The organism is Aminobacter carboxidus (genome assembly GCF_014863355.1).
GTDB lineage: Bacteria > Pseudomonadota > Alphaproteobacteria > Rhizobiales > Rhizobiaceae > Aminobacter > Aminobacter carboxidus.
Genome location: NZ_JACZEP010000002.1, coordinates 777,038 through 795,231, shown reverse-complemented (window position 1 = coordinate 795,231; position 18,194 = coordinate 777,038). Strand labels below are relative to the sequence as shown.

Sequence of the window (18,194 nt, the reverse complement as noted above, 5' to 3'; positions counted from 1 at the left end):
GATTCCGCGATTCGAAGAAAAGCGGAAGCGCTCTAGCGCCTGATAGGGACTAGTCCTCGCGAATGGCGTAACCGGCGCCGCGGATGGTGCGGATCACGTCAGGCATGCGGCCATTATTGACCGCCTTGCGCAGACGCCCGACATGCACGTCGACCGTGCGCTCGTCGATATAGATCGTTTCGCCCCAGACATTGTCGAGCAACTGGCTGCGCGAAAACACCCGGCCTGGATGCCGCATCATGAATTCGAGCAGGCGGAACTCGGTCGGCCCGAGCTTGATCTCGCTCTTCTTGCGATAGACCCTGTGCGACTCGCGGTCGAGCATGATGTCGCCGACCTTGAGTACCGACGACAGCACTTCTGGCTTGGCCCGGCGCAGCAGCGCCTTGACGCGCGCCATGAACTCCGGCGTCGAGAACGGCTTGACCAGATAGTCGTCGGCACCCGTCGAAAGTCCACGCACCCTGTCGCTTTCCTCGCCGCGCGCCGTCAGCATGATGATCGGCAAACGTTCGGTGTCGGGACGCATCCTGAGCCGGCGGCACAGCTCGATGCCGGAAAGGGCCGGCACCATCCAGTCGAGCACCAGAAGATCGGGCACGTTTTCCTGAAGCCTGATCTCGGCCTCGTCGCCACGCGTGACGACCTCGACCTGATAGCCTTCCGATTCGAGGTTGTAGCGAAGCAGCACGCCCAGCGGCTCTTCATCTTCGACGACCATGACCTTGGGAGCGATCATCGGCTATACCTTATCCTGGCGCATGGTCCTTGAGGCCCATGCGCTGATTTAACCTATGCAGCGCCCCCGCGCCAAACGCATGCGGTTGCGGAAATGCTCAGGCCGGAACCGTCGTCGTGGTCTCGTCGACCTTTGGCCGGTTCAGCGGCAGCTGCGTACCCGTGACGACGAAATAGGCGTTCTCGGCGATGTTGGTGACATGGTCACCGATACGCTCGAGGTTCTTGGCGCAGAACAGCAGATGCGTGCAGGCCGTGATGTTGCGCGGATCTTCCATCATGTAGGTCAAAAGTTCGCGGAACACGGCGTTGTACTGGATGTCGATCTTCTGGTCGTCGGCGCGCAGATCCTTCAGGCCCTCGGCCTTGCGCGCGACATAGAGGTCGACGACGCCGCGAACCTGGCCGAGCACCAGCTGTGCCATCGCGTCGATCGAGTGCGACAGGTTGCGCGGCGTCGGCGACTGGCCGACGGCGCCGACACGCTTGGCGATGTTCTTGGCCAGGTCGCCGATGCGCTCGAGGTCACCCGCCATGCGGATGGCACCGACGACCGCGCGCAGATCCTGCGCCATCGGCTGGCGCTTGGCGATCAGCGTGATCGCCGAATTGTCGAGGTCGCGCTGCTTGGCGTCCATGATCGTGTCGTCGGCGACGACGTTCTGCGCCAGCGACTGGTCGGACGACAACAGCGCGCGGATGGCGCCGGCGACCATCGCGCCGGCAAGGTCGCCCATGTCACGGATGAGCTGGTCGACGTGCTGGAGTTCTTCATCGAAGGACCGGACTGTATGTTCGCCCATGATTTCTTCCTCGTCTCGTATACAGCGGCGAAAACGCTCACTCAGCCGAAGCGGCCGGTGATGTAGTCCTGCGTCCGCTTGTCGTCGGGGTTGGTGAACATCTTGTCGGTGGCACCTTCCTCGACCAGATAGCCGAGGTGGAACATCGCCGTGCGCTGCGACACGCGTGCCGCCTGCTGCATCGAGTGCGTCACGATGACGATGGTGTAGTTCTCGCGCAGTTCGTCGATCAGCTCCTCCACCTTGGCAGTGGCGATCGGGTCGAGCGCCGAGCACGGCTCGTCCATCAGGATCACCTCGGGCGAAACCGCGATGGCGCGCGCGATGCACAGGCGCTGCTGCTGGCCGCCCGACAGGCCGGTGCCCGGCTCGTTGAGACGGTCCTTGGCTTCATTCCACAGTGCCGCCTTCTGCAGGCTCTTTTCGACGATGATGTCGAGTTCGGCCTTGTTCTTGGCCAGGCCGTGGATGCGCGGGCCGTAGGCGACATTTTCGTAGATCGACTTGGGGAACGGGTTCGGCTTCTGAAACACCATGCCGACACGGGCACGCAGTTCGACCACGTCGATCTTGGGATCGTAGATGTCTTCGTTGTCGAGCGTAATCTTGCCGCCGACGCTGGCGCTGTCGATGGTGTCGTTCATCCGGTTGAGGCAGCGCAGGAAGGTCGACTTGCCGCAGCCCGACGGGCCGATCAGCGCCGTCACCTGGTTCTGGCGCACGTCGAGATCGACGCCGAACAGCGCTTGCTTGTCGCCATAGTGCACGGTGACCTTGTCGCCGCGCATCTTGATGATTTCATTCGATCTGGCGTTCATCTCAGCATTCACCGCGTCGTCGAGGGATTTTTCGGTCATGATGTTCATAGCAGGATGCTCCTTGTCCATGCCCTACCAGCGGCGCTCGAAGCGGCGGCGCAGGACGATGGCGACGATGTTCATCGCCATGAGGAAGATCAAAAGGATGATGATGGCGCCCGACATGCGCTCGACAAAGGCGCGTTCGGCCTCGTTCGCCCACATGTAGATCTGCACCGGCAGGGCCGTCGCCGGGTCGAAGGGCGTCTTGGGATAGTCGGCGACGAAGGCGACCATGCCGATCAACAGCAGCGGCGCGGTCTCGCCGAGCGCACGCGCCAGGCCGATGATCGTGCCGGTCAGGATGCCAGGTGCGGCCAGCGGCAGGATGTGCTGGAACACCATCTGCATCTTCGAGGCGCCCAGGCCAAGTGCTGCCGAGCGGATCGACGGCGGCACGGCGGCAAGGGCGGCGCGCGTCGCGATGATGATCGTCGGCAGCGTCATCAGCGTCAGCACCAGGCCGCCGACGAAGGATGCCGAGCGCGGCAGGCCAAGGAAGTTGATGAATACGGCAAGACCGAGCAGACCGAAGACGATCGACGGCACGGCGGCGAGGTTGTTGATATTGACCTCGATCAGGTCGGTGAAGCGGCTCTTCTTGGCGAATTCCTCGAGATAGATCGAGGCAGCGACGCCGATCGGCAGCGCCAGCAAAAGCACGATCACCATCATGTAGAACGAGCCGATGAGGGCAACGCCAACACCAGAGGTTTCAGGCCGGCTCGATGCGCCATAGCTGAACAGCCCGGTGTTGAAATGCTCGGCCATCACGCCTTCGGCCTTGAGCTTGTTCATCCACTCGACCTGCTGGTCCGACACCTTGCGGCGGCTTTCCGGCACTTCGAGATCGATCTGGCCCTTGAAGGCAGAGTCCATGTTGGCGGCGGCCAGGATGTCGACATTGCGCGTCGTGCCGATGACCGACGGGTCGGCGGCGACGATCGCCCTGAGCTGAACACGCGAGCTGTCGGACAGGAAGCCCTTGAGCTTGCGCACCTCGGCCTTGTCGTTGGGATCGATGCCGAGCTTTTCGATCAGCGCGGCTTCGGCGAGCTTGGGGTAATTCGCCGTGATCAGCACGTTAGGATCGGTCGCCCGCTTGTTGGACGGATCGATGACCTTCTCGTCGAAGTTGATCGCAAGCGTCACCGTCGTCTGCCAGAAGGCGGTGTAGCCCTTGGAGATGATCGAGGTCAGCATGACGCCCAGGAAGGCCAGGCCGACGGCGATCGCCAGCACGCCATAGAGGCGGAAGCGGCGTTCGGCGGCGTAGCGCTTCTTGATGCCGATGTCGCGGCGCGGACGGGCAGCTGAGGTGGTCAGCGTGTCGAGCGAAATATCGGTCATTCGTACTGCTCCCGGTACTTCCGGACGATGTAAAGGGCGACGATGTTCATCACCAGCGTCAGCGCAAACAGCGTGATGCCGAGCGCGAAGGCGACCAGCGTCTGCGGCGTGTTGAACTCAAGGTCGCCGGTCAGCTGGTTGACGATCTTGACAGTGATGGTGGTCATCGCCTCGAACGGGTTGAGCGTCAGGTTGGCGGCAACGCCGGCCGCCAGCACCACGATCATCGTTTCGCCGATGGCGCGCGAGGCAGTCAGCAGGATGGCGCCGACGATACCAGGCAAGGCGGCCGGGAGGATGACGCGCTTGATCGTTTCCGAGCGCGTGGCGCCAAGGCCGAGCGAACCGTCGCGCATGGCGCGCGGCACCGCGGTGATGATGTCGTCGGAGAGCGAAGAGACCACCGGGATCAGCATCACGCCCATCACCAGGCCGGCGGTCAGGATCGACTGCGCCTGGATGAACGGGGTGCCGCCGGTCAGGGCCGCACTGATGTCGCGCAGGAAGGGTCCGAGCGTGACGAGCGCGAAGATACCGTAGACGATGGTCGGGATGCCGGCGAGCAGTTCGAGTGCCGGCTTGACCACCGCGCGGACCTTGGGGGCTGCGTATTCGGACATGTAGACCGCCGACATCAGGCCGATCGGCACAGCGACGAGCAGCGCCACAAAGGCGATGTAGAGCGTGCCGGCGAGCAGCGGGATCAGGCCGAACTGGCCTTCGCTGGCGCCTGCACCGGCAGCCGCAAAACGCGGATCCCACACGGTGCCGAAGAAGAAGTTGCTCAGCGGCACCTTCTCGAAGAAGGCGATGGTCTGGAACAGCATCGACAAAACGATGCCGATCGTCGTCAGGATGGCGAGCGTCGAGGCGCCGAGCAGGCTCCACAGCATCACCTTCTCGACATTGTTGCGCGCCCTGGCGCGCGGGCTGATGCCCCTGAGGCCGAAGCCGACGCCGATCAGCGCGAGGCCGACCGAAACGACGGCCGAAATCATGCCGAGCCGGTCGGAGACGCGGTTGGCCTCGGTGGCGATCGGGATCATGTAGTCCTGGGTGTCGGGCGCCAGCGCCACGCCCTTTGCGGCGAGCATCGGCTGCAGCTCGGCAAAGCTCGAAGGCAGCGCGGAAAGCGTCTGGCTGTCGAGCTTGCGCAGGCCGCTGGCGAGGCTCTTGACCAGGCCGGCGGCGAGATCTTCTTGCGCCACCGTGCCATCGGCGACATCGGCGGGCAGCGCCGAATGGATATGGCTGTTGAGATAGGCACTCGCGCCGATATCCCAGGCGGCGAGAAACAAGACGGCCGGAACGACGCCCGTAAGAAACGCCCACCAGCCATGGTAGTGCGCCCGCGAGTGCGGCTTGACCGTTCCGTCGTCCTGCGCACGCGCCCTTTGCCGGCCGGCCACGAAGGCCGCCAGTCCGATTGCGAGTACGATGGCGAAGACAAGCAGGAAAGACATGGGCCGGCCTCGGTGAATTCAGATCATTGTGCCGAACGGAACAGCCGGCGAAACATTCCATGGGGCGGCGGTTTTTTCCGCCGCCCCATGGTCGATATTACATGGTCTTGCCGGTGCCGAAGGCATCGCGCTGGGCAGCGCGCTCTGCATCCGGAGCAGGAACCAGGCCGTATTCGGCAAGCGGGCCTTCCGGGCCGACCATCTGGTCGTCGAGGAAGAACTCGACATATTCCTTCAGGCCGGGAACGACGCCGAGATGTGCCTTCTTGACGTAGAAGTACAGCGGACGCGACACCGGGTACTCGCCCTTGGCGATGGTCTCGACCGAAGGCGTGATGCCGCCGACGGTGGCGACCTTCAGCTTGTCGGCGTTGTTTTCGTAGAAGGCGAGGCCAAACACGCCGACGCCGGTCTTGTTGGAGTCGATGCGAGCGAGCGTCTCGGAGTAGTCGCCGTCGATGTCGACAGCCTTGCCGTCCTTGCGTACGGCCTTGCAAGCAGATTCCGAGGCCTTGTCGTCGAGACCTGACGCCTTGCCGGCTTCAACACCGCCGAGCGAGTGGCAACCAGCGATCAGGAGCTTCTCTTCGAACACTTCACGGGTTCCGTGCTTTTCGCCTGGGATGTAGGCGGCGATGTCCCAGTCGGGCAGGTTCGGGTTGACCTGGTTCCATTTGGTGTTCGGGTTGTCGACCAGCTTGCCGTCGACAGCGATCTTGGCGGCCAGCGCCTTGTAGACGTCCTCAGGGGTCAGCGCCCAATCCGGGCCCTTGACGTCGGTTGCGAAGACGATGCCGTCATATCCAAACTGCACTTCCTGGACGTCCTTGACGCCGGCTTCAGCGCACGACTTGACTTCCGAGTCCTTGATCTTGCGAGACGAGTTGGCGATGTCGACGGTGTTTTCGCCAACGCCTTTGCAGAATTCCTTGAGACCAGCCGAAGAGCCACCAGACTCAATGACTGGGGTCTTGAAGTTGGTGAAGGTTTCACCGAACTGCTCGGCGACGATCTTGGCATAAGGCAGAACGGTCGAGGAACCGGCAACCTGGATCTGGTCGCGGGCCGAGGCATAACCTGCCGAGGCAGCGATCGCGAAGGCAGCAGCCGACGCAGTGAGAAGAGCTTTTTTCATTGGGGCCTGCTCCTGTTGGAGTATCTCGTATGACGCCATTCCTCGGCGCCCGGTGAGCCAATAGCCCCCCTCTATTACAGTTGCATGACAGTTTCGTGTCACCCCTGTAACGGTTGCAGTGCCTGGCCCTGAAGGGGTCGTTTCCTCGGTCCTTTGCCGGCGCGAGGCAAACTACAGGTAGGCAACGATTGCAAGCCGCCTACCCAACGGCAGGCCGGCCTTTGGCATCGAGGACTGTCACATTTCCACAGTCTTTGAGAGCCGGCCCGGCATATGCCCGGGATTCGCGTCAGACGGCGCCGCGGCGCTCCTCGTCCTGCCACGACCAACGCTCGATCTTTTCGAGCAGCGCGCGCGGGCTGATCGGCTTGGGCAGATAGTCGTCCATGCCGGCTTCGAGGCAACGTTCCTTGTCGCCTTTCAAGGCATGGGCGGTGACGCCGATGATCGGCACGCGCATGCCCGTGCCGCGTTCGAGCTTGCGGATTTCGCTCGTCGCTTCGAGCCCGTTCATCTCGGGCATCGACACGTCCATCAGGATCATCCTGGGATGACGTTCGCCATAGGCGGCAACCGCGCGCCGGCCATTGCCGACGATCTCGAAGCTGAGCTCGGTCTCGGCCAGGATCTGGCTGAACACCATCTGGTTCACCTCGTTGTCTTCGGCAACGAGAATGTCGAGCCCGCCATCGCCGCCCGGCCGCTGGCCGCCGCGCAGGCGGGCGACTTGCGGTGCTGGACCGCTTGCGTGCTTAGCCGGCACCTGGGCGTCGGCCATCTGCGCTGGCGTGAGGTTAGGCACCCGCTTGCGCTGGATCGCCGCGACCAGCGCCTCGAGCAGCGCCGACGATCGCGCCGGCTTGATCAGCTGGGCATCGATGGCAAGGTCGCGGTGCGCCGGCCCCGAAAGCGACTGGTCGACCGAAGTCAGCATGACGATTGGCGTTTCAGAAAGGGTCGGCGATTGCCTGACGATCCGCGCCATCTCGGCGCCGGTCATGCCGGGCATCTGGTAGTCGAGCACGATGCAGTCGACATTGACGCCCATCGCCTGCGCCGCCTGCAACACCTGCAGACCTTCGGCACCGCTCTTTGCAGCACAGGAATCGAACCCCCACGACAGCATCTGTTCGGTCAGGATGGTGCGGTTGACGGCATTGTCGTCGACGATCAGCACGCGCGCGCCGGTGACATCGATCAGTGCTGCCGGCCGCGTCTCGAGCCGTCCGGCGTTGGGCAGCGTCAGCGTGAACCAGAAGGTCGAACCGGCCCCCTCGCCGCTTTCCACCCCAATCTCGCCGCCCATCATGTCGACGAGGCGCGAGGTGATGGCGAGGCCGAGGCCGGTGCCCTCGTGCCGGCGCGTCGACGACGCGTCGACCTGGCTGAACTTCTCGAACACCAGCTTGAGCTTGGCTTCGGGAATGCCGATGCCGGTGTCGGTGACAGCGACATGCAGCTTGGTCTGTTCGCCGTCGCTGCGCCCGGTGACGTCGACGAGCACATGGCCCGAATCGGTGAATTTCACCGCATTGCCGAGCAGGTTGGTGATGATCTGCCTGATGCGGCCGACATCGCCGACATAGAGGTGGCGCAGATCAGGCTGCATCCTGACGATCAGCTCGAGGTCCTTTTCCTTGGCCCGCGTCGACATCAGCGTGGCAACGTCCTCGATCGCCTCCGACAGGTTGAACGGGATCGGGTCGAGCACCAGCTGGCCGGCGTCGATCTTCGAGAAATCGAGGATGTCGTTGATGATCGTCAACAGCGCATTGCCCGATTTGACGATGATGTCGGTGAAGGTCTTTTGCTTGGGATCGAGATCGGATTTCGCCAGAAGTTCGGCCATGCCGAGTACGCCGTTCATCGGCGTGCGGATTTCATGGCTCATATTGGCGAGGAATTCCGACTTGGCGCGGTCGGCGAGTACGGCCCGGCGCTGCGCTTCTTCGAGCTCGGCCTCGCGCTGCTTGAGCTCGGTGATGTTGGTCGTCGAACCGATCAGGTAGAGCGAGCCGTCGGAGGCCACCATCGCGCTCTTGCGCGCGAACTGGTGGCGCACCACCCCGTCGGCGCAGGTCGCCGTCTCTTCGATCTCCACCGTCGTGCCGCGGCGCATGACCTCGCGGTCGGCCTCCATGAAAGGCTCGCCTTCGGGTCCAAAGATCTCGAGGTCGGTCTTGCCGATGGCTTCTTGTTTGGAATAGCCGGTCAGTTCGCACCAGCCCTGGTTGACATACATCAGCCTGAGGTCGGCGTGCTTGGCATAGATCGACACCGGAACATTGTCGATCAGGGAGCGGAACACCTCGTTTTCGCGCATCGAGTCCTGCAGCGCGCGCTCGCGCTGCTTGAGTTCGGTGATGTCGACGCGCACACCGATGAAGGTGCCGTCGGCCAGCCGCTGGTCGAAGATCTGGTACCAGCGCCCGTCGGGATTGCGCCGCTCGCGCACCGCCTGGCTGGAGTGATAGCGCTCGACCATGCCCTCGACCCAGGCGTCGGGATCAGCGTCATACAAGGCATCCAGGTCGTCGTCGCTGGTATCGCGGAAATAGCCCGAGCGCTGCGCTGCCACCATGCTGTCGCGCAGCGTGCGGCCTTCGGCCAGGACGTCGTGAAGGGCCGGCAAGGCACTCTTGAGCTTGCGGTTGGCCAGCACGAAACGGTCGTCGCGGTCATAGATGACGACGCCCGCCGGCAGCGACTCCAGCACTTCGGCCAACCGGTGACGGGCCTCGACGGCCTCGACCTCGCGCCGCTTCATCTCGCTGACGTCGTAGTAAGAAACCAGCCGCTTGCCGCCGGAAAGGGCGGTGACCGAATAGATCATGGTGCAGCCGTCGGCGCGGCGGAATTCGCGCGGCGCGACATCGCCGGCCGAAATCTCCGACTCGCGCAAGGCGACGTAGCTTTCCCAGTCGCCGTCGGCGACAGCGTAGACGCCGCTGTAGCGGTTGATGTCCATCAGCGCCCTGAACGAGCAGCCCATGGCGACCTGGCCGACGGTCAGCTTCCAGATGTCGTAGAAGGCGCGGTTGATGAACTGCACGTTGAGGCCGGCATCGACCAGCACCACACCCATGTTCATCGAATCGATGGTGCGTTCGAGATCGGCATAAGGCAGGTTCAGATCGTCCAGGGCCCGCGCATCGCCAGCCTCGTTCGTCAGCCCCCGCTCATTGGCCGGCTCGCCGGTCGGATCGATGACGTCCGAGCCCAGAATTTTCCGCATCCGTCAGCCCTGCATGCATGGGGCGATGCTGCTCCCCTGCAGACCGCCGCAACAAACCTTGCCGCAGAAGCATTAACGACTGACTAACCTTAACGCCGCAGCGCCATACATGAGCACATTCAAATGTAAACGGGATGGGAAACCGCGAAAACCTGCCACCGGAACTGCGCTTACTTTCCGCAACGTCAAAACAGGGCGGCCGGAAAACCGCCAGCTGCGGCCCCCGGACGGCCCGAAACCTCTCGGCTAGTCGTCATTGGCGGCGTTGAGTTCTTCCGGCCGCATGCCGCCATTGGGATCGACAAGGCCCAACGACCGCGCCAGGATCAGCCGGCGCGACTTGAGCAACGGCGAAAGTGCCGCCTGCACGTCAGACATGCGCGGGTTGCGCTCATGGGCGGCAACGGCCGAGTCGTCGGCATAAAGCTCGTTGACCATCACCTTGTTGGCGATCGGCGTGCCGTCGCGCTCTACCGGCTTGATGACCTCGAAGCGCAGGCAGCCCGGCTCTTCCTGCAGCGTGGCGCGGGCATGTTCCGAGATCAGGTCGAGGAACTGCTCCTCCGCCCCGTCCACTGTCTCGAATTCGGCGATGATGGTCATTTCAGCCAAGAGCTTATGCCTTTCCTTCGATCCCGCCGTCCGGCTGCCCGGGCAGCGGCGGTGACGTCAGGCTAAGTCATGCAGGCAGCGTTGGGAAGGCCATGGCAGGCCTTGAGGCGCACCGGCGGGCGAAGGGTTGTGCAGCCCGCCGGGCGTTGCCAAAGACGCGCACTCGATACATTGCGCAGGTGAATGGTGCGGAGTTGATGGTGAACAAATGATGAAGCCCAACGATCACTGTCGATGTCTTGATGTAAGGCAAGCCACCTCGCGCGGAACCATTTCCCGCCCAACAGAGTTGCGTTGAGGCACACCGGGCGTGGTCTTTTCCTTTCAACCACGCTCAGAAAGGGCCTGCCGTTCCCCTTCTGGCGGGCCCTTTCGCGCATCTTCAGGCAGCTTTTTCCTGCAACTCCGATGCAACCCAGAGTGACTCGACATCACACAGGTTGTAGAGCAGAATTTCCGCCCTGAAATAGACCACGCCAGCATGCAACCTTTGCCTCAAGGAGGCATATCGATGCTATCGCCTGCGGCAGATGCTTCCACATACGTGACGATGCTGAACTCTATCTTCGTTCTATACCCAGGGGTATGAGCGCGGATTTAGTTCTCGATCGCGATCAGCTTTGCTGACCGCGACAGCAAGCAGGCAAAAACTCAGCAGCAAAGCATAAGACAAAAGAACAAGCACCATATGGGAGAAGACTATGGAGCACGTACTTTTCACCCAGCCTAACTCCCCGATTTATCCCAGGGATCTCGCGCTTCTTCAGCATGTATTCGACCAGATTTGCCATGAACGCGGCGAAGATCCGAGCTCGGTATGGGCAAGCGAAATAGCGAGGACGCTCCTCAAGCTTTATCGAAGCGGCGTGCGTGACAAGGATCTGCTGCTGGCAAGCATACCCCGTTTCAGGACAAGAACCGCCGCCTGACGACAAGGCGGACCACAACTCCGAATTGATAACCTGGGAGCATTTCGGCTGTCGGGACAAGGTGGTGCTGATGCCAGGCTGCTGGCACCCATCACAGACTTCGTAAGGGTCCTGAATCCCGGGCGCGCAGGGCGCTCGGGTTTTTTGCGCCGATCTAAATTTTTCGAATTTTTCCCGAATTTTTTCCGACCTCTGGCGATCGCTGCAGTGATTTGAACCCGCCATTGATCCCGCTTCCCCGCCATTGATCCCGCTTCGATGAGCGGCGACAATGGCCAAGGCTGATTCCTTGCCGAAAACTGGCAAACGGGTTTTCGGACAAGGTCAGGCTCCAACGAGAAATTAGGGCTCATTTCCTGGAGCTCTAAGGCCGGGCACATGTCGCGACGCATCGCCACGCTGCTTGCCGCCATCGCTGCCGCTGCCATGGCAACGGCAGTTCAGGCTGGCGACAGCCGTGCCCGTCAGTTGCTGGTCGACCCGCATCCGCATGGCGTTGGCGTCCTTTATGCGCGCTGGCCGTCCATCGCCGCCGACTACACCACCGCGATGATGCGCTATCGCATGGCAACCGAATACGAGGACCTGCCGCCCAGGACCTATCCTTTCGTCATGTTCTCGCACCCGCCGCTGGGCGGCCCGTGGACCTGGACGGCGACCAACGGCTCCCATGCGCGGCGGCTCAAGGACGGCGCCTTGCGCATCAGCCTGACCGACCAGCTCGGCAACTGGTTCGTCGAGATCCTGTGCGCCGACAGCGGCTGGCCGGTGTTTTCGTGCAGCGACGGCATCCAGCGCATCGCCGCAGCGCCTGAACCCCACCTGCTGGTCATCGACGGCGTCGAATTCGTGCGGGCCCTGCCGGTACAGCCAGATCCCTGAGAAGAGCTTGTACAAGTAAGCCCGGCACCAGGCCGGGCTTCGATTTCGCGGGCAAGCAGTGCAGGTCAGAACTTGTAGCTGATGCCGGCGCGCACGGTGTGCTCGTTGAGGCCGATCTTGATGTCTGCCGGAAACGCCTCGGAACCGAAGTCGGCATAACGGTATTCGAAGCGGCCGATCCAGTTGTCGGTGAACGCATGCTCGATGCCGGCGCCGACGGTCCAGCCAAGGAACGTCTTGCTTTCGTCATAGGCCTGCATCTTCACAAAGCTATTGGCGAAGGCGACGCCGCCGGTCGCAAAGATCAGCGTACGGTCCATCGCGTAGCCGGCACGCAGGCGCGCGCTGCCTTGCCAGTTGGTCCCGGCTTCGACGGCAACGTTCATCGGCGGAAAATCGGGAATGCTGACGCGCACGACCAGATCGCGCTTGGTCCAGGCGTGCGAGATATCGGCCTCGATACCGGCGACAAGACTGCCGTTGAGTTGCCAATTGTAGCCTGCGTGGACGCCGAGCAGCCCATTGTCGAAGCCATCGACGTCGAAGGGCCGTGCGGCCGCAGCGACATCGACCGTACCATTTAGCCAGGCGTAACCGCCATGCAGGCCGACATAACCGCCGGTCCAGACAAAGCCGGCCGGCGCTGTATCTGGTGCCGGGGCATTGACGACCGCATCGGCAGCAAAGGAGCTGCCTGCAACGGCAAGCAGAAAGGTCGAAGCAAGAAGAATTGTTTTCATCAAGAACCCCTGAGATGAAGGGGCGCAACACGGCAACCTTTCGTTGCCTTATAACCTGACTGCTGCACGCCCTGCGGTGCGTGATAAGGGCTGGCCACGCGACCGGTAAACGACCAAATCTGGTCCTATCGTGCCGCTTGCGAATGTTGCGGCATTTCTGACCGATCGCCCTCGCCCCGCTCGGTCGCGGAGTGGGTTTCGCCACTGATGTTTTGAACCGCCCAGCAATAGGCCTCGTCAAGTGCGGCGAATTTCTGCGCCTGCCACAGGAAATAGTCGTCCAGAAACGCAGCCGACAGCCACAGCACCCGCTGCTCTGGCGTCACGGCCCAGCCCATCAGACCGCTGGTTTCGGCCTTTTTGAACATCCTCCTCAAATTCGTGACCGAGATGAAGTATCGCGCGGCGAGCTCCGCGACGCTGGAGGGTCCAACGATCACCTTGCCGCCCTGCGGCGTGAAGTCGTCGATGCGCGAGATGATTTCGTGCAGGATCATCCCGCCCAGTTCCGACTGCAGGAACGAATTGATGCTTTCGGCCGGATAGCGCCACAACGGATTTTCGATCAGCCGGCGGGCGGCGCGCGGCTGGGCCGCCCGGAAGATCCTGATGTCGGCTTGGCAACGGGCATGGCGGCCGCCATCGTCAAGTTCGTCGAGGCAGCTCATATGCCCCATGAACCAGCTGGTCATCGCCTTGCGGCTCGCCTCGGTCGTGTCGAGAAGGCGTAGCCGCTTGTCGTGCGGATTGGGGATTTCCATCAGGAACTTGTAGCTCAGCAGTTCCTGCAGAAAGGCCCGCGCCGTGTTGTGGCTCACCGCCCCGATGCTGGTGGCGATATCGACCAGACGAGACGCCGAAAGGCCGGAATCGGGATCCTCTTCCGTGCGCTCGAGCGTCAGCGCATAGAGCGACTGGGTCATCAGCCATTTGCGATGCGAGGCCTTGAGCCGCGCAAGCCTTGGCGTCTGCTCATGTATGGCGATCAGGTGGCGGGCCAAACGTCGGTCGATGCGTGGGAAGAGCGGATGCGCCGTCAGCTCCGCGGCGCTCATGGGGCCTGTGGGGTGACGGGGCGAACTGTTGTCAGGCATGTGCATTGGAGTCGCGATTGCAGTTGCATTTCCCGGCAAGTAACCCAGCCGGCCGACATCAGGCAATCCTGGATTGAACACTGCTCATGCCCACAGGACCCTCGGTGCCGGCACGGCAACGGGAGCGAGTTCGTCTTTCTCGCAGATTTGAAGCTGCATCAATTCATGGTCCGTGCCGCGACCGGCCAGCATGGCCCGGAAACAGCCAATGTCGATGCAACTCTCCGACCGCAGCCGCGTTTTGGTAGATGAATTTTACATCGACCGTCTGGATCAGGGATGGAGAGTTTTCGTTGCGCGAGGTCGTCTCGGTTCCGGATGCTGTCGCGTTTCTTGACGATTGGCCACATGACAAGCGCAATCCGTTCTTCTATCTGGCGGAGAATGCCATGCAGGCCGCGATCAACGGCTCTATCCCCGTCGACGAAGCCAGGGACGCCTTCGAAAGCTTCTGCGATGAAGCCGGAATACTGGCCATGCCGCCGGGCACGGCCTGACTTGCGTTCATGACTGACCTGAATTGCGTTCTTGACGGGAAAGGCTGCCGTCGCCATTTTCCTGGTCTGCTTGTCGCGCCCACTGCCCGGCAAGTTCGCTTGCTCGAATGACGGTCCATGACCCCGGAGGAAGTGATGACAGCCAGACCCTTTTCCAGCCCGATTTTCGTCAGGGACGCGGATCAGGCCATCCTGCAGATCGCAAGCGTTGCCGACGCGCTCGGGTTCCTGGCAAGGTGGCCCGAACAGCGGCGCGGACCGATCTACAACACGGCGATGCGCGCATGCCAGGCAGCACGCGAGGACCGCCTTTCGGTCGACGGCGCGCGCAATGCCTTCGCCGGCTTTGCCCGTTCCGTCGGCATCCGCGAAGCCGATCCGGTGTCGATCGAGCCGTGGATGGTCACGCCGACACGTGGCCGCATGCCGCTTTAACCCCGGGGAACATTTGCCCTTAGCTTTCCGTTGAAGCGGAAAGGAGCCCTGCCATGGAAATTCGTAGCGGCGAAACCATTCGATTTGGCAGCTGCTATTGCCGTGCTGTTAGCTTCCGGGTCACCGGTCAGCCCCTGCGAGTGGGAATCTGCCATTGCGCCGACTGCCGCAAGACAAGCGGTTCGGCGTTTTCCGCATACGCCGTCTGGCCGGCCTCGGCCCTCGAACAGACGGGCCAGGTCAGCACATATGGCAACAGGAGCTTCTGCGTCACCTGCGGCAGCCGCGTGACCTATGTCAGCGACGACGAGGCCGAGATCATGCTCGGCAACCTCGACATGGTGCCCTCCGATCTCACGCCTCAATATGAACTGTGGACCGTCCGCCGCGAAAGCTGGCTGCACCCGTTGCCGGATGCCCAGCAGTTCGAGCATGATCGCGACGCCGTGGCCGAGCCCGAACCGCCCGAAACCGAACAGCCGGAGCGAATCCGAACCCTCGACACGGTAGTCCCGCGTTCGAGCGAACTCGTTCGACCGGCTTGAGTCCGGGCGCGCCCCAGGCACTCCCGGCACGCAATGTCAGTGAGTGGTTGTCGCCGTCGCCGCTTTGGTGTTCGGCTTCGCAGCTGATTTGCGGCGACGCTTAGGCGCAGCCGAAGGCGCCGGGACAGGATCGAAATCCGACGGCACGCTGGCGATGAACTCCCGGCCCATCCTGTAGGCGGCGTAGCCGACGGCAAGCAGTGCTAGCGTTCGAAGCATGGCAATGTTCTCCTTTGCCAACGCAACGCCTGCCGGCGCGCTAGGTTCCGCCAGCCGTCCGGCGGTTCAAGCAGGCGCAACCCGGCACCGCTGTCGGACGCTTTATTTGCGCCCGACGAGGTATTTTCATCGTGCATTCACATCAGCTCAAATATGTAGGCTGACACAGCTCAATGGGGGCTGGGGTGAAATCCCAAGGGTGATAATTTGACACGACATCTTTCAGTTCTGCTGGCAGCAAGCGCCATGCTCGCCACTGCCGGCATGGCCAGCGCCCAGACCACTGGCGACTGGGTTCTGGGGAACTACAAGGGTTCCGGCTACTGGTTCGCCGGCGTCATCGAAAAGGTCGATGGCGACACCATCACCGTCCGCTACGACGACAATGAGCGCGAAACGACCAGCCTCAGCAAGGTCCGTCCCTACGACTGGATGATCGGCACCAAGGTCGAGTGCAACTTCAAGGGCGCCGGCGAATGGTACAAGGGCACCATCACCTCGCTGGCCGGCGAAAAAGTCGGCATCGCCTATGACGACGGCGACAAGGAAACCACCAAGACCGGCCGCTGCCGGACGAAGTGAGTGCTTCGGGCAGGCCAAATACCTGCCCGTTCATCTGCGGCTGTTCAATCGTGACTGGGTCTATCGGAACCCCCCGGCCTTCCGGAGCATCCGTGCCATCGAGACTCCTATGGGTCGGATCCGGCATTCTCGATACGATTGAGGGTAAATCCTGGCGGATCGGCGCAGCTCGCAACGAGCGGGTTCCGAGTAAGGCTCCTCGCTGACAGCGGGCGTCGACCAAACGCAAAAGCCCCGCTGCCTCGAGGTGGCGGGCTTATGCGTTTGGGCAAACAAGACCCCCGGCGCGAGGCCGGGGTTTGCAACGTCGGATACCTGGGCATTCAATGAACCTTGCTGATTTCGGTAGCGCCCGGAGCCCTTGGCGGGTCGCTTGCGCCTAAAAGAGCGCAGCGGTGGCGCCGGCTACTCCGAAGGCTATCAATGCGAGGATGGTGACCGGATAAACGACAAAATCGGCAACATCGCCGCCGGGCAACGACGTGCGGAAGTTTGTGAGCACAAGCAACAGGGCAACTGCGAGCAAGATACAAATCGCGCTGACCAACAAAGCCACTCGGCTCTCCTTCCTATTGCAGCAGATGCGGCCACATCATCGCAGCCGGAAGAGCGTTGTGCAGTGCATAGACCACGGCGACGATCACGAGCGCCACATCCTCGGCAATCGCCACGCTGATCTTGTTGCCGTTCATTCTTCAGGGCATCGGTCATCCCCATCGGAAAAAAACCGCCCGGATATTCCTCCCGATCCGGGCGGTCGCTTCAGGAGATCGCCTGCCGCCCTTCCATCTCCTGAAGTCTTATGTGCGTTCCGCACACCACACTTCAGGCAGTGCACTTGGCTCGGCCATTGCCTGCCCCGTTTTCAGCGCATCCTCGAGGCAACAGGTGAAATACGCGGTTTCCGCAGTCGCGCCGAAGTGGTTGATGCGTATTCGGCCCTGGGACTTGCTCATGACGATGCCAACCACCCTCAGCCTTTCCTGCACTTCGCGATACTTCATCCCTCTCCACCCCCTTCATTTCACGTCAGAACACGCGCCGGCCAACCTCCCTGGCGGCTGAGATGAAGGCCCGGCGGGCGTCCGGAGGAGCCCGCAGCCCATCGAGCACATCTCGACATATGCGAACGGCTGAACGGTATCGCGGGCCTGTGCAAGCCGGTCTTCGCAGTCGCAACCACTCCAGCGCTTCCCAAGCGGACGCAATCGTCCTGCGGCCGGCTCGGTTCTCGCGTGCAATCACCACGGGTGGGTCGAATTCCTTGTCCATGTTCAAACTCCCGGCGCGGGGCTAACCTTCGACCGCCGCCGAGGACGTCGTTTCGGGCACGCCGTCCATGGCTGCGAGCTTGTCAGCGCACATCACGGCAGCGCCCACGACTTCCTCCGACCCGAACTGGCTCCAGCCGCCGTCTTTGACAAAGTCATCTCGTTGCCAGGAACTGAGAGCTTTCAGGTCGGTCAGTCGTTGGGCCGCATCGGTGCCACCGAGAAAGCGGTTCACACATTCCGTCGAGGCCAGTTCCGCCACGGCATCCCGCGCCGCCACCGTCGCCATGAGCCTGGCGGATCCGCCGGTAACCCAGCCTCCTGCAATGAAACCAAATATCGTGGTCAATATAGCGCTGATCACAATTGACCAAGCCAAAATCTTCTTGCTTGGCCTGTAGTCTGAAATCCTTTGATCCAAGGACTTCCGGTCATTGTTTGCCTGATTCATTTCGGGCTCCTTCCGCATTGGTTTGTTGCGAGATTGAGCATTCACGAAGTGTAACACATTATTTCGATCTATGGGGCTAACCTCACGGGATCGTGATCAAACGTTACTGTCGGGCTTCATCAAAAGTGAGCGTTTGCGGCGCGCTCAAAGGCAGCGCGCGCAGCCCGCAACGTGCGCGCGCCAGTAGAGGCGGGCCCCAGGCTTGGATGTCCGAGCGCGGCATCTTTTCACCGGCGACCAATCATGGCGATTTCGTGTGAAGGCGCGCGCCAGCCCGCCGCTCAGGTGGATTTGCGCCCGTCTGCAGAGGAGGAACTTTGCAGGCGGCTGTCACATGACGGAGACGCGCTGACGCG

At 62.2% G+C, this 18,194-nt stretch carries 22 protein-coding genes; 6 read left to right on the top strand and 16 right to left on the bottom strand.

Going from position 1 to position 18,194, the window contains the following annotated elements; all coding sequences use genetic code 11:
* Window positions 1-49: 49 nt before the first annotated feature.
* The 8 genes from phoB to IHE39_RS11570 all read right to left on the bottom strand — a co-directional run bounded on the left by phoB (window position 50) and on the right by IHE39_RS11570 (window position 10,184).
* On the bottom strand, window positions 50-739 hold the full coding sequence (phoB, locus tag IHE39_RS11605) for a phosphate regulon transcriptional regulator PhoB (protein WP_067957297.1): 690 nt from the start codon (window positions 737-739) through the stop codon (window positions 50-52).
* A gap of 97 nt (window positions 740-836) precedes the next feature.
* Window positions 837-1,541, bottom strand: coding sequence for a phosphate signaling complex protein PhoU (phoU, locus tag IHE39_RS11600; protein ID WP_184772466.1), 705 nt, complete (start codon window positions 1,539-1,541; stop codon window positions 837-839).
* 41 nt (window positions 1,542-1,582) lie between these two features.
* On the bottom strand, window positions 1,583-2,407 hold the full coding sequence (gene pstB, locus IHE39_RS11595; RefSeq protein ID WP_192566540.1) for a phosphate ABC transporter ATP-binding protein PstB: 825 nt from the start codon (window positions 2,405-2,407) through the stop codon (window positions 1,583-1,585).
* Between the two features lie 24 nt (window positions 2,408-2,431).
* Window positions 2,432-3,748, bottom strand: coding sequence for a phosphate ABC transporter permease PstA (gene pstA / locus IHE39_RS11590; RefSeq protein WP_192566539.1), 1,317 nt, complete (start codon window positions 3,746-3,748; stop codon window positions 2,432-2,434).
* Window positions 3,745-5,211, bottom strand: a complete 1,467-nt coding sequence (pstC, locus tag IHE39_RS11585) for a phosphate ABC transporter permease subunit PstC (RefSeq protein WP_192566538.1) — start codon at window positions 5,209-5,211, stop codon at window positions 3,745-3,747. Before pstC ends, pstA begins: the two co-directional genes overlap by 4 nt.
* A 97-nt stretch (window positions 5,212-5,308) precedes the next feature.
* Window positions 5,309-6,346: a PstS family phosphate ABC transporter substrate-binding protein gene (locus IHE39_RS11580; RefSeq protein WP_192566537.1), complete on the bottom strand. Its 1,038-nt coding sequence runs from the start codon at window positions 6,344-6,346 to the stop codon at window positions 5,309-5,311.
* Between the two features lie 289 nt (window positions 6,347-6,635).
* Complete coding sequence (locus tag IHE39_RS11575) at window positions 6,636-9,581, bottom strand: response regulator (protein ID WP_192566536.1); 2,946 nt, start codon at window positions 9,579-9,581, stop codon at window positions 6,636-6,638.
* Window positions 9,582-9,827: 246 nt separating this feature from the next.
* Entirely contained in the window at window positions 9,828-10,184 is a 357-nt protein-coding gene (locus tag IHE39_RS11570; RefSeq protein ID WP_192566610.1) for a putative quinol monooxygenase, read from the bottom strand.
* 710 nt (window positions 10,185-10,894) lie between these two features.
* On the opposite strand from IHE39_RS11570, the gene IHE39_RS11565 reads away from it, so the two are divergent.
* Complete coding sequence (locus IHE39_RS11565; protein ID WP_184772479.1) at window positions 10,895-11,122, top strand: hypothetical protein; 228 nt, start codon at window positions 10,895-10,897, stop codon at window positions 11,120-11,122.
* Between the two features lie 378 nt (window positions 11,123-11,500).
* Window positions 11,501-12,004 carry a hypothetical protein gene (locus tag IHE39_RS11560; protein WP_184772481.1) on the top strand — a complete coding sequence of 168 codons (504 nt, stop codon included), beginning with the start codon at window positions 11,501-11,503 and terminating at the stop codon, window positions 12,002-12,004.
* Window positions 12,005-12,069: 65 nt separating this feature from the next.
* On the opposite strand, the gene IHE39_RS11555 is transcribed toward IHE39_RS11560, so the two are convergent.
* Window positions 12,070-12,744 (bottom strand): outer membrane protein, encoded by a 675-nt coding sequence (locus IHE39_RS11555; RefSeq protein ID WP_192566535.1) that lies wholly within the window; start codon window positions 12,742-12,744, stop codon window positions 12,070-12,072.
* A gap of 125 nt (window positions 12,745-12,869) precedes the next feature.
* Complete coding sequence (locus IHE39_RS11550; RefSeq protein WP_246485448.1) at window positions 12,870-13,799, bottom strand: hypothetical protein; 930 nt, start codon at window positions 13,797-13,799, stop codon at window positions 12,870-12,872.
* A gap of 287 nt (window positions 13,800-14,086) precedes the next feature.
* On the opposite strand from IHE39_RS11550, the gene IHE39_RS11545 reads away from it, so the two are divergent.
* From IHE39_RS11545 to IHE39_RS11535, 3 genes are all read left to right on the top strand, one after another.
* Window positions 14,087-14,335 carry a DUF982 domain-containing protein gene (locus IHE39_RS11545; protein ID WP_192566533.1) on the top strand — a complete coding sequence of 83 codons (249 nt, stop codon included), beginning with the start codon at window positions 14,087-14,089 and terminating at the stop codon, window positions 14,333-14,335.
* Window positions 14,336-14,470: 135 nt separating this feature from the next.
* Window positions 14,471-14,770 carry a DUF982 domain-containing protein gene (locus tag IHE39_RS11540; protein ID WP_192566532.1) on the top strand — a complete coding sequence of 100 codons (300 nt, stop codon included), beginning with the start codon at window positions 14,471-14,473 and terminating at the stop codon, window positions 14,768-14,770.
* A 53-nt stretch (window positions 14,771-14,823) separates the two neighbouring features.
* On the top strand, window positions 14,824-15,315 hold the full coding sequence (locus IHE39_RS11535) for a GFA family protein (protein WP_192566531.1): 492 nt from the start codon (window positions 14,824-14,826) through the stop codon (window positions 15,313-15,315).
* 36 nt (window positions 15,316-15,351) lie between these two features.
* On the opposite strand, the gene IHE39_RS11530 is transcribed toward IHE39_RS11535, so the two are convergent.
* Window positions 15,352-15,534, bottom strand: coding sequence for a hypothetical protein (locus IHE39_RS11530; protein ID WP_192566530.1), 183 nt, complete (start codon window positions 15,532-15,534; stop codon window positions 15,352-15,354).
* A gap of 246 nt (window positions 15,535-15,780) precedes the next feature.
* Between IHE39_RS11530 and IHE39_RS11525 the strand changes: the two genes are divergently transcribed.
* Window positions 15,781-16,116 (top strand): tudor domain-containing protein, encoded by a 336-nt coding sequence (locus IHE39_RS11525; protein WP_184772494.1) that lies wholly within the window; start codon window positions 15,781-15,783, stop codon window positions 16,114-16,116.
* Window positions 16,117-16,495: 379 nt separating this feature from the next.
* Here the strand turns inward: IHE39_RS11525 and IHE39_RS11520 are convergent, their stop codons facing one another.
* The 5 genes from IHE39_RS11520 to IHE39_RS11505 all read right to left on the bottom strand — a co-directional run bounded on the left by IHE39_RS11520 (window position 16,496) and on the right by IHE39_RS11505 (window position 17,838).
* Window positions 16,496-16,672 (bottom strand): hypothetical protein, encoded by a 177-nt coding sequence (locus tag IHE39_RS11520; RefSeq protein WP_192566529.1) that lies wholly within the window; start codon window positions 16,670-16,672, stop codon window positions 16,496-16,498.
* 13 nt (window positions 16,673-16,685) lie between these two features.
* Window positions 16,686-16,808: a hypothetical protein gene (locus IHE39_RS30920; protein WP_281399363.1), complete on the bottom strand. Its 123-nt coding sequence runs from the start codon at window positions 16,806-16,808 to the stop codon at window positions 16,686-16,688.
* Between the two features lie 108 nt (window positions 16,809-16,916).
* The gene (locus IHE39_RS11515; RefSeq protein ID WP_192566528.1) at window positions 16,917-17,120 is read right to left on the bottom strand and encodes a hypothetical protein; all 204 of its coding nucleotides are present in this window, start codon (window positions 17,118-17,120) and stop codon (window positions 16,917-16,919) included.
* A gap of 25 nt (window positions 17,121-17,145) precedes the next feature.
* Window positions 17,146-17,388 carry a DUF982 domain-containing protein gene (locus tag IHE39_RS11510; protein ID WP_192566527.1) on the bottom strand — a complete coding sequence of 81 codons (243 nt, stop codon included), beginning with the start codon at window positions 17,386-17,388 and terminating at the stop codon, window positions 17,146-17,148.
* Window positions 17,389-17,409: 21 nt separating this feature from the next.
* Window positions 17,410-17,838, bottom strand: a complete 429-nt coding sequence (locus IHE39_RS11505; protein ID WP_192566526.1) for a hypothetical protein — start codon at window positions 17,836-17,838, stop codon at window positions 17,410-17,412.
* Between the last annotated feature and the right edge of the window lie 356 nt (window positions 17,839-18,194).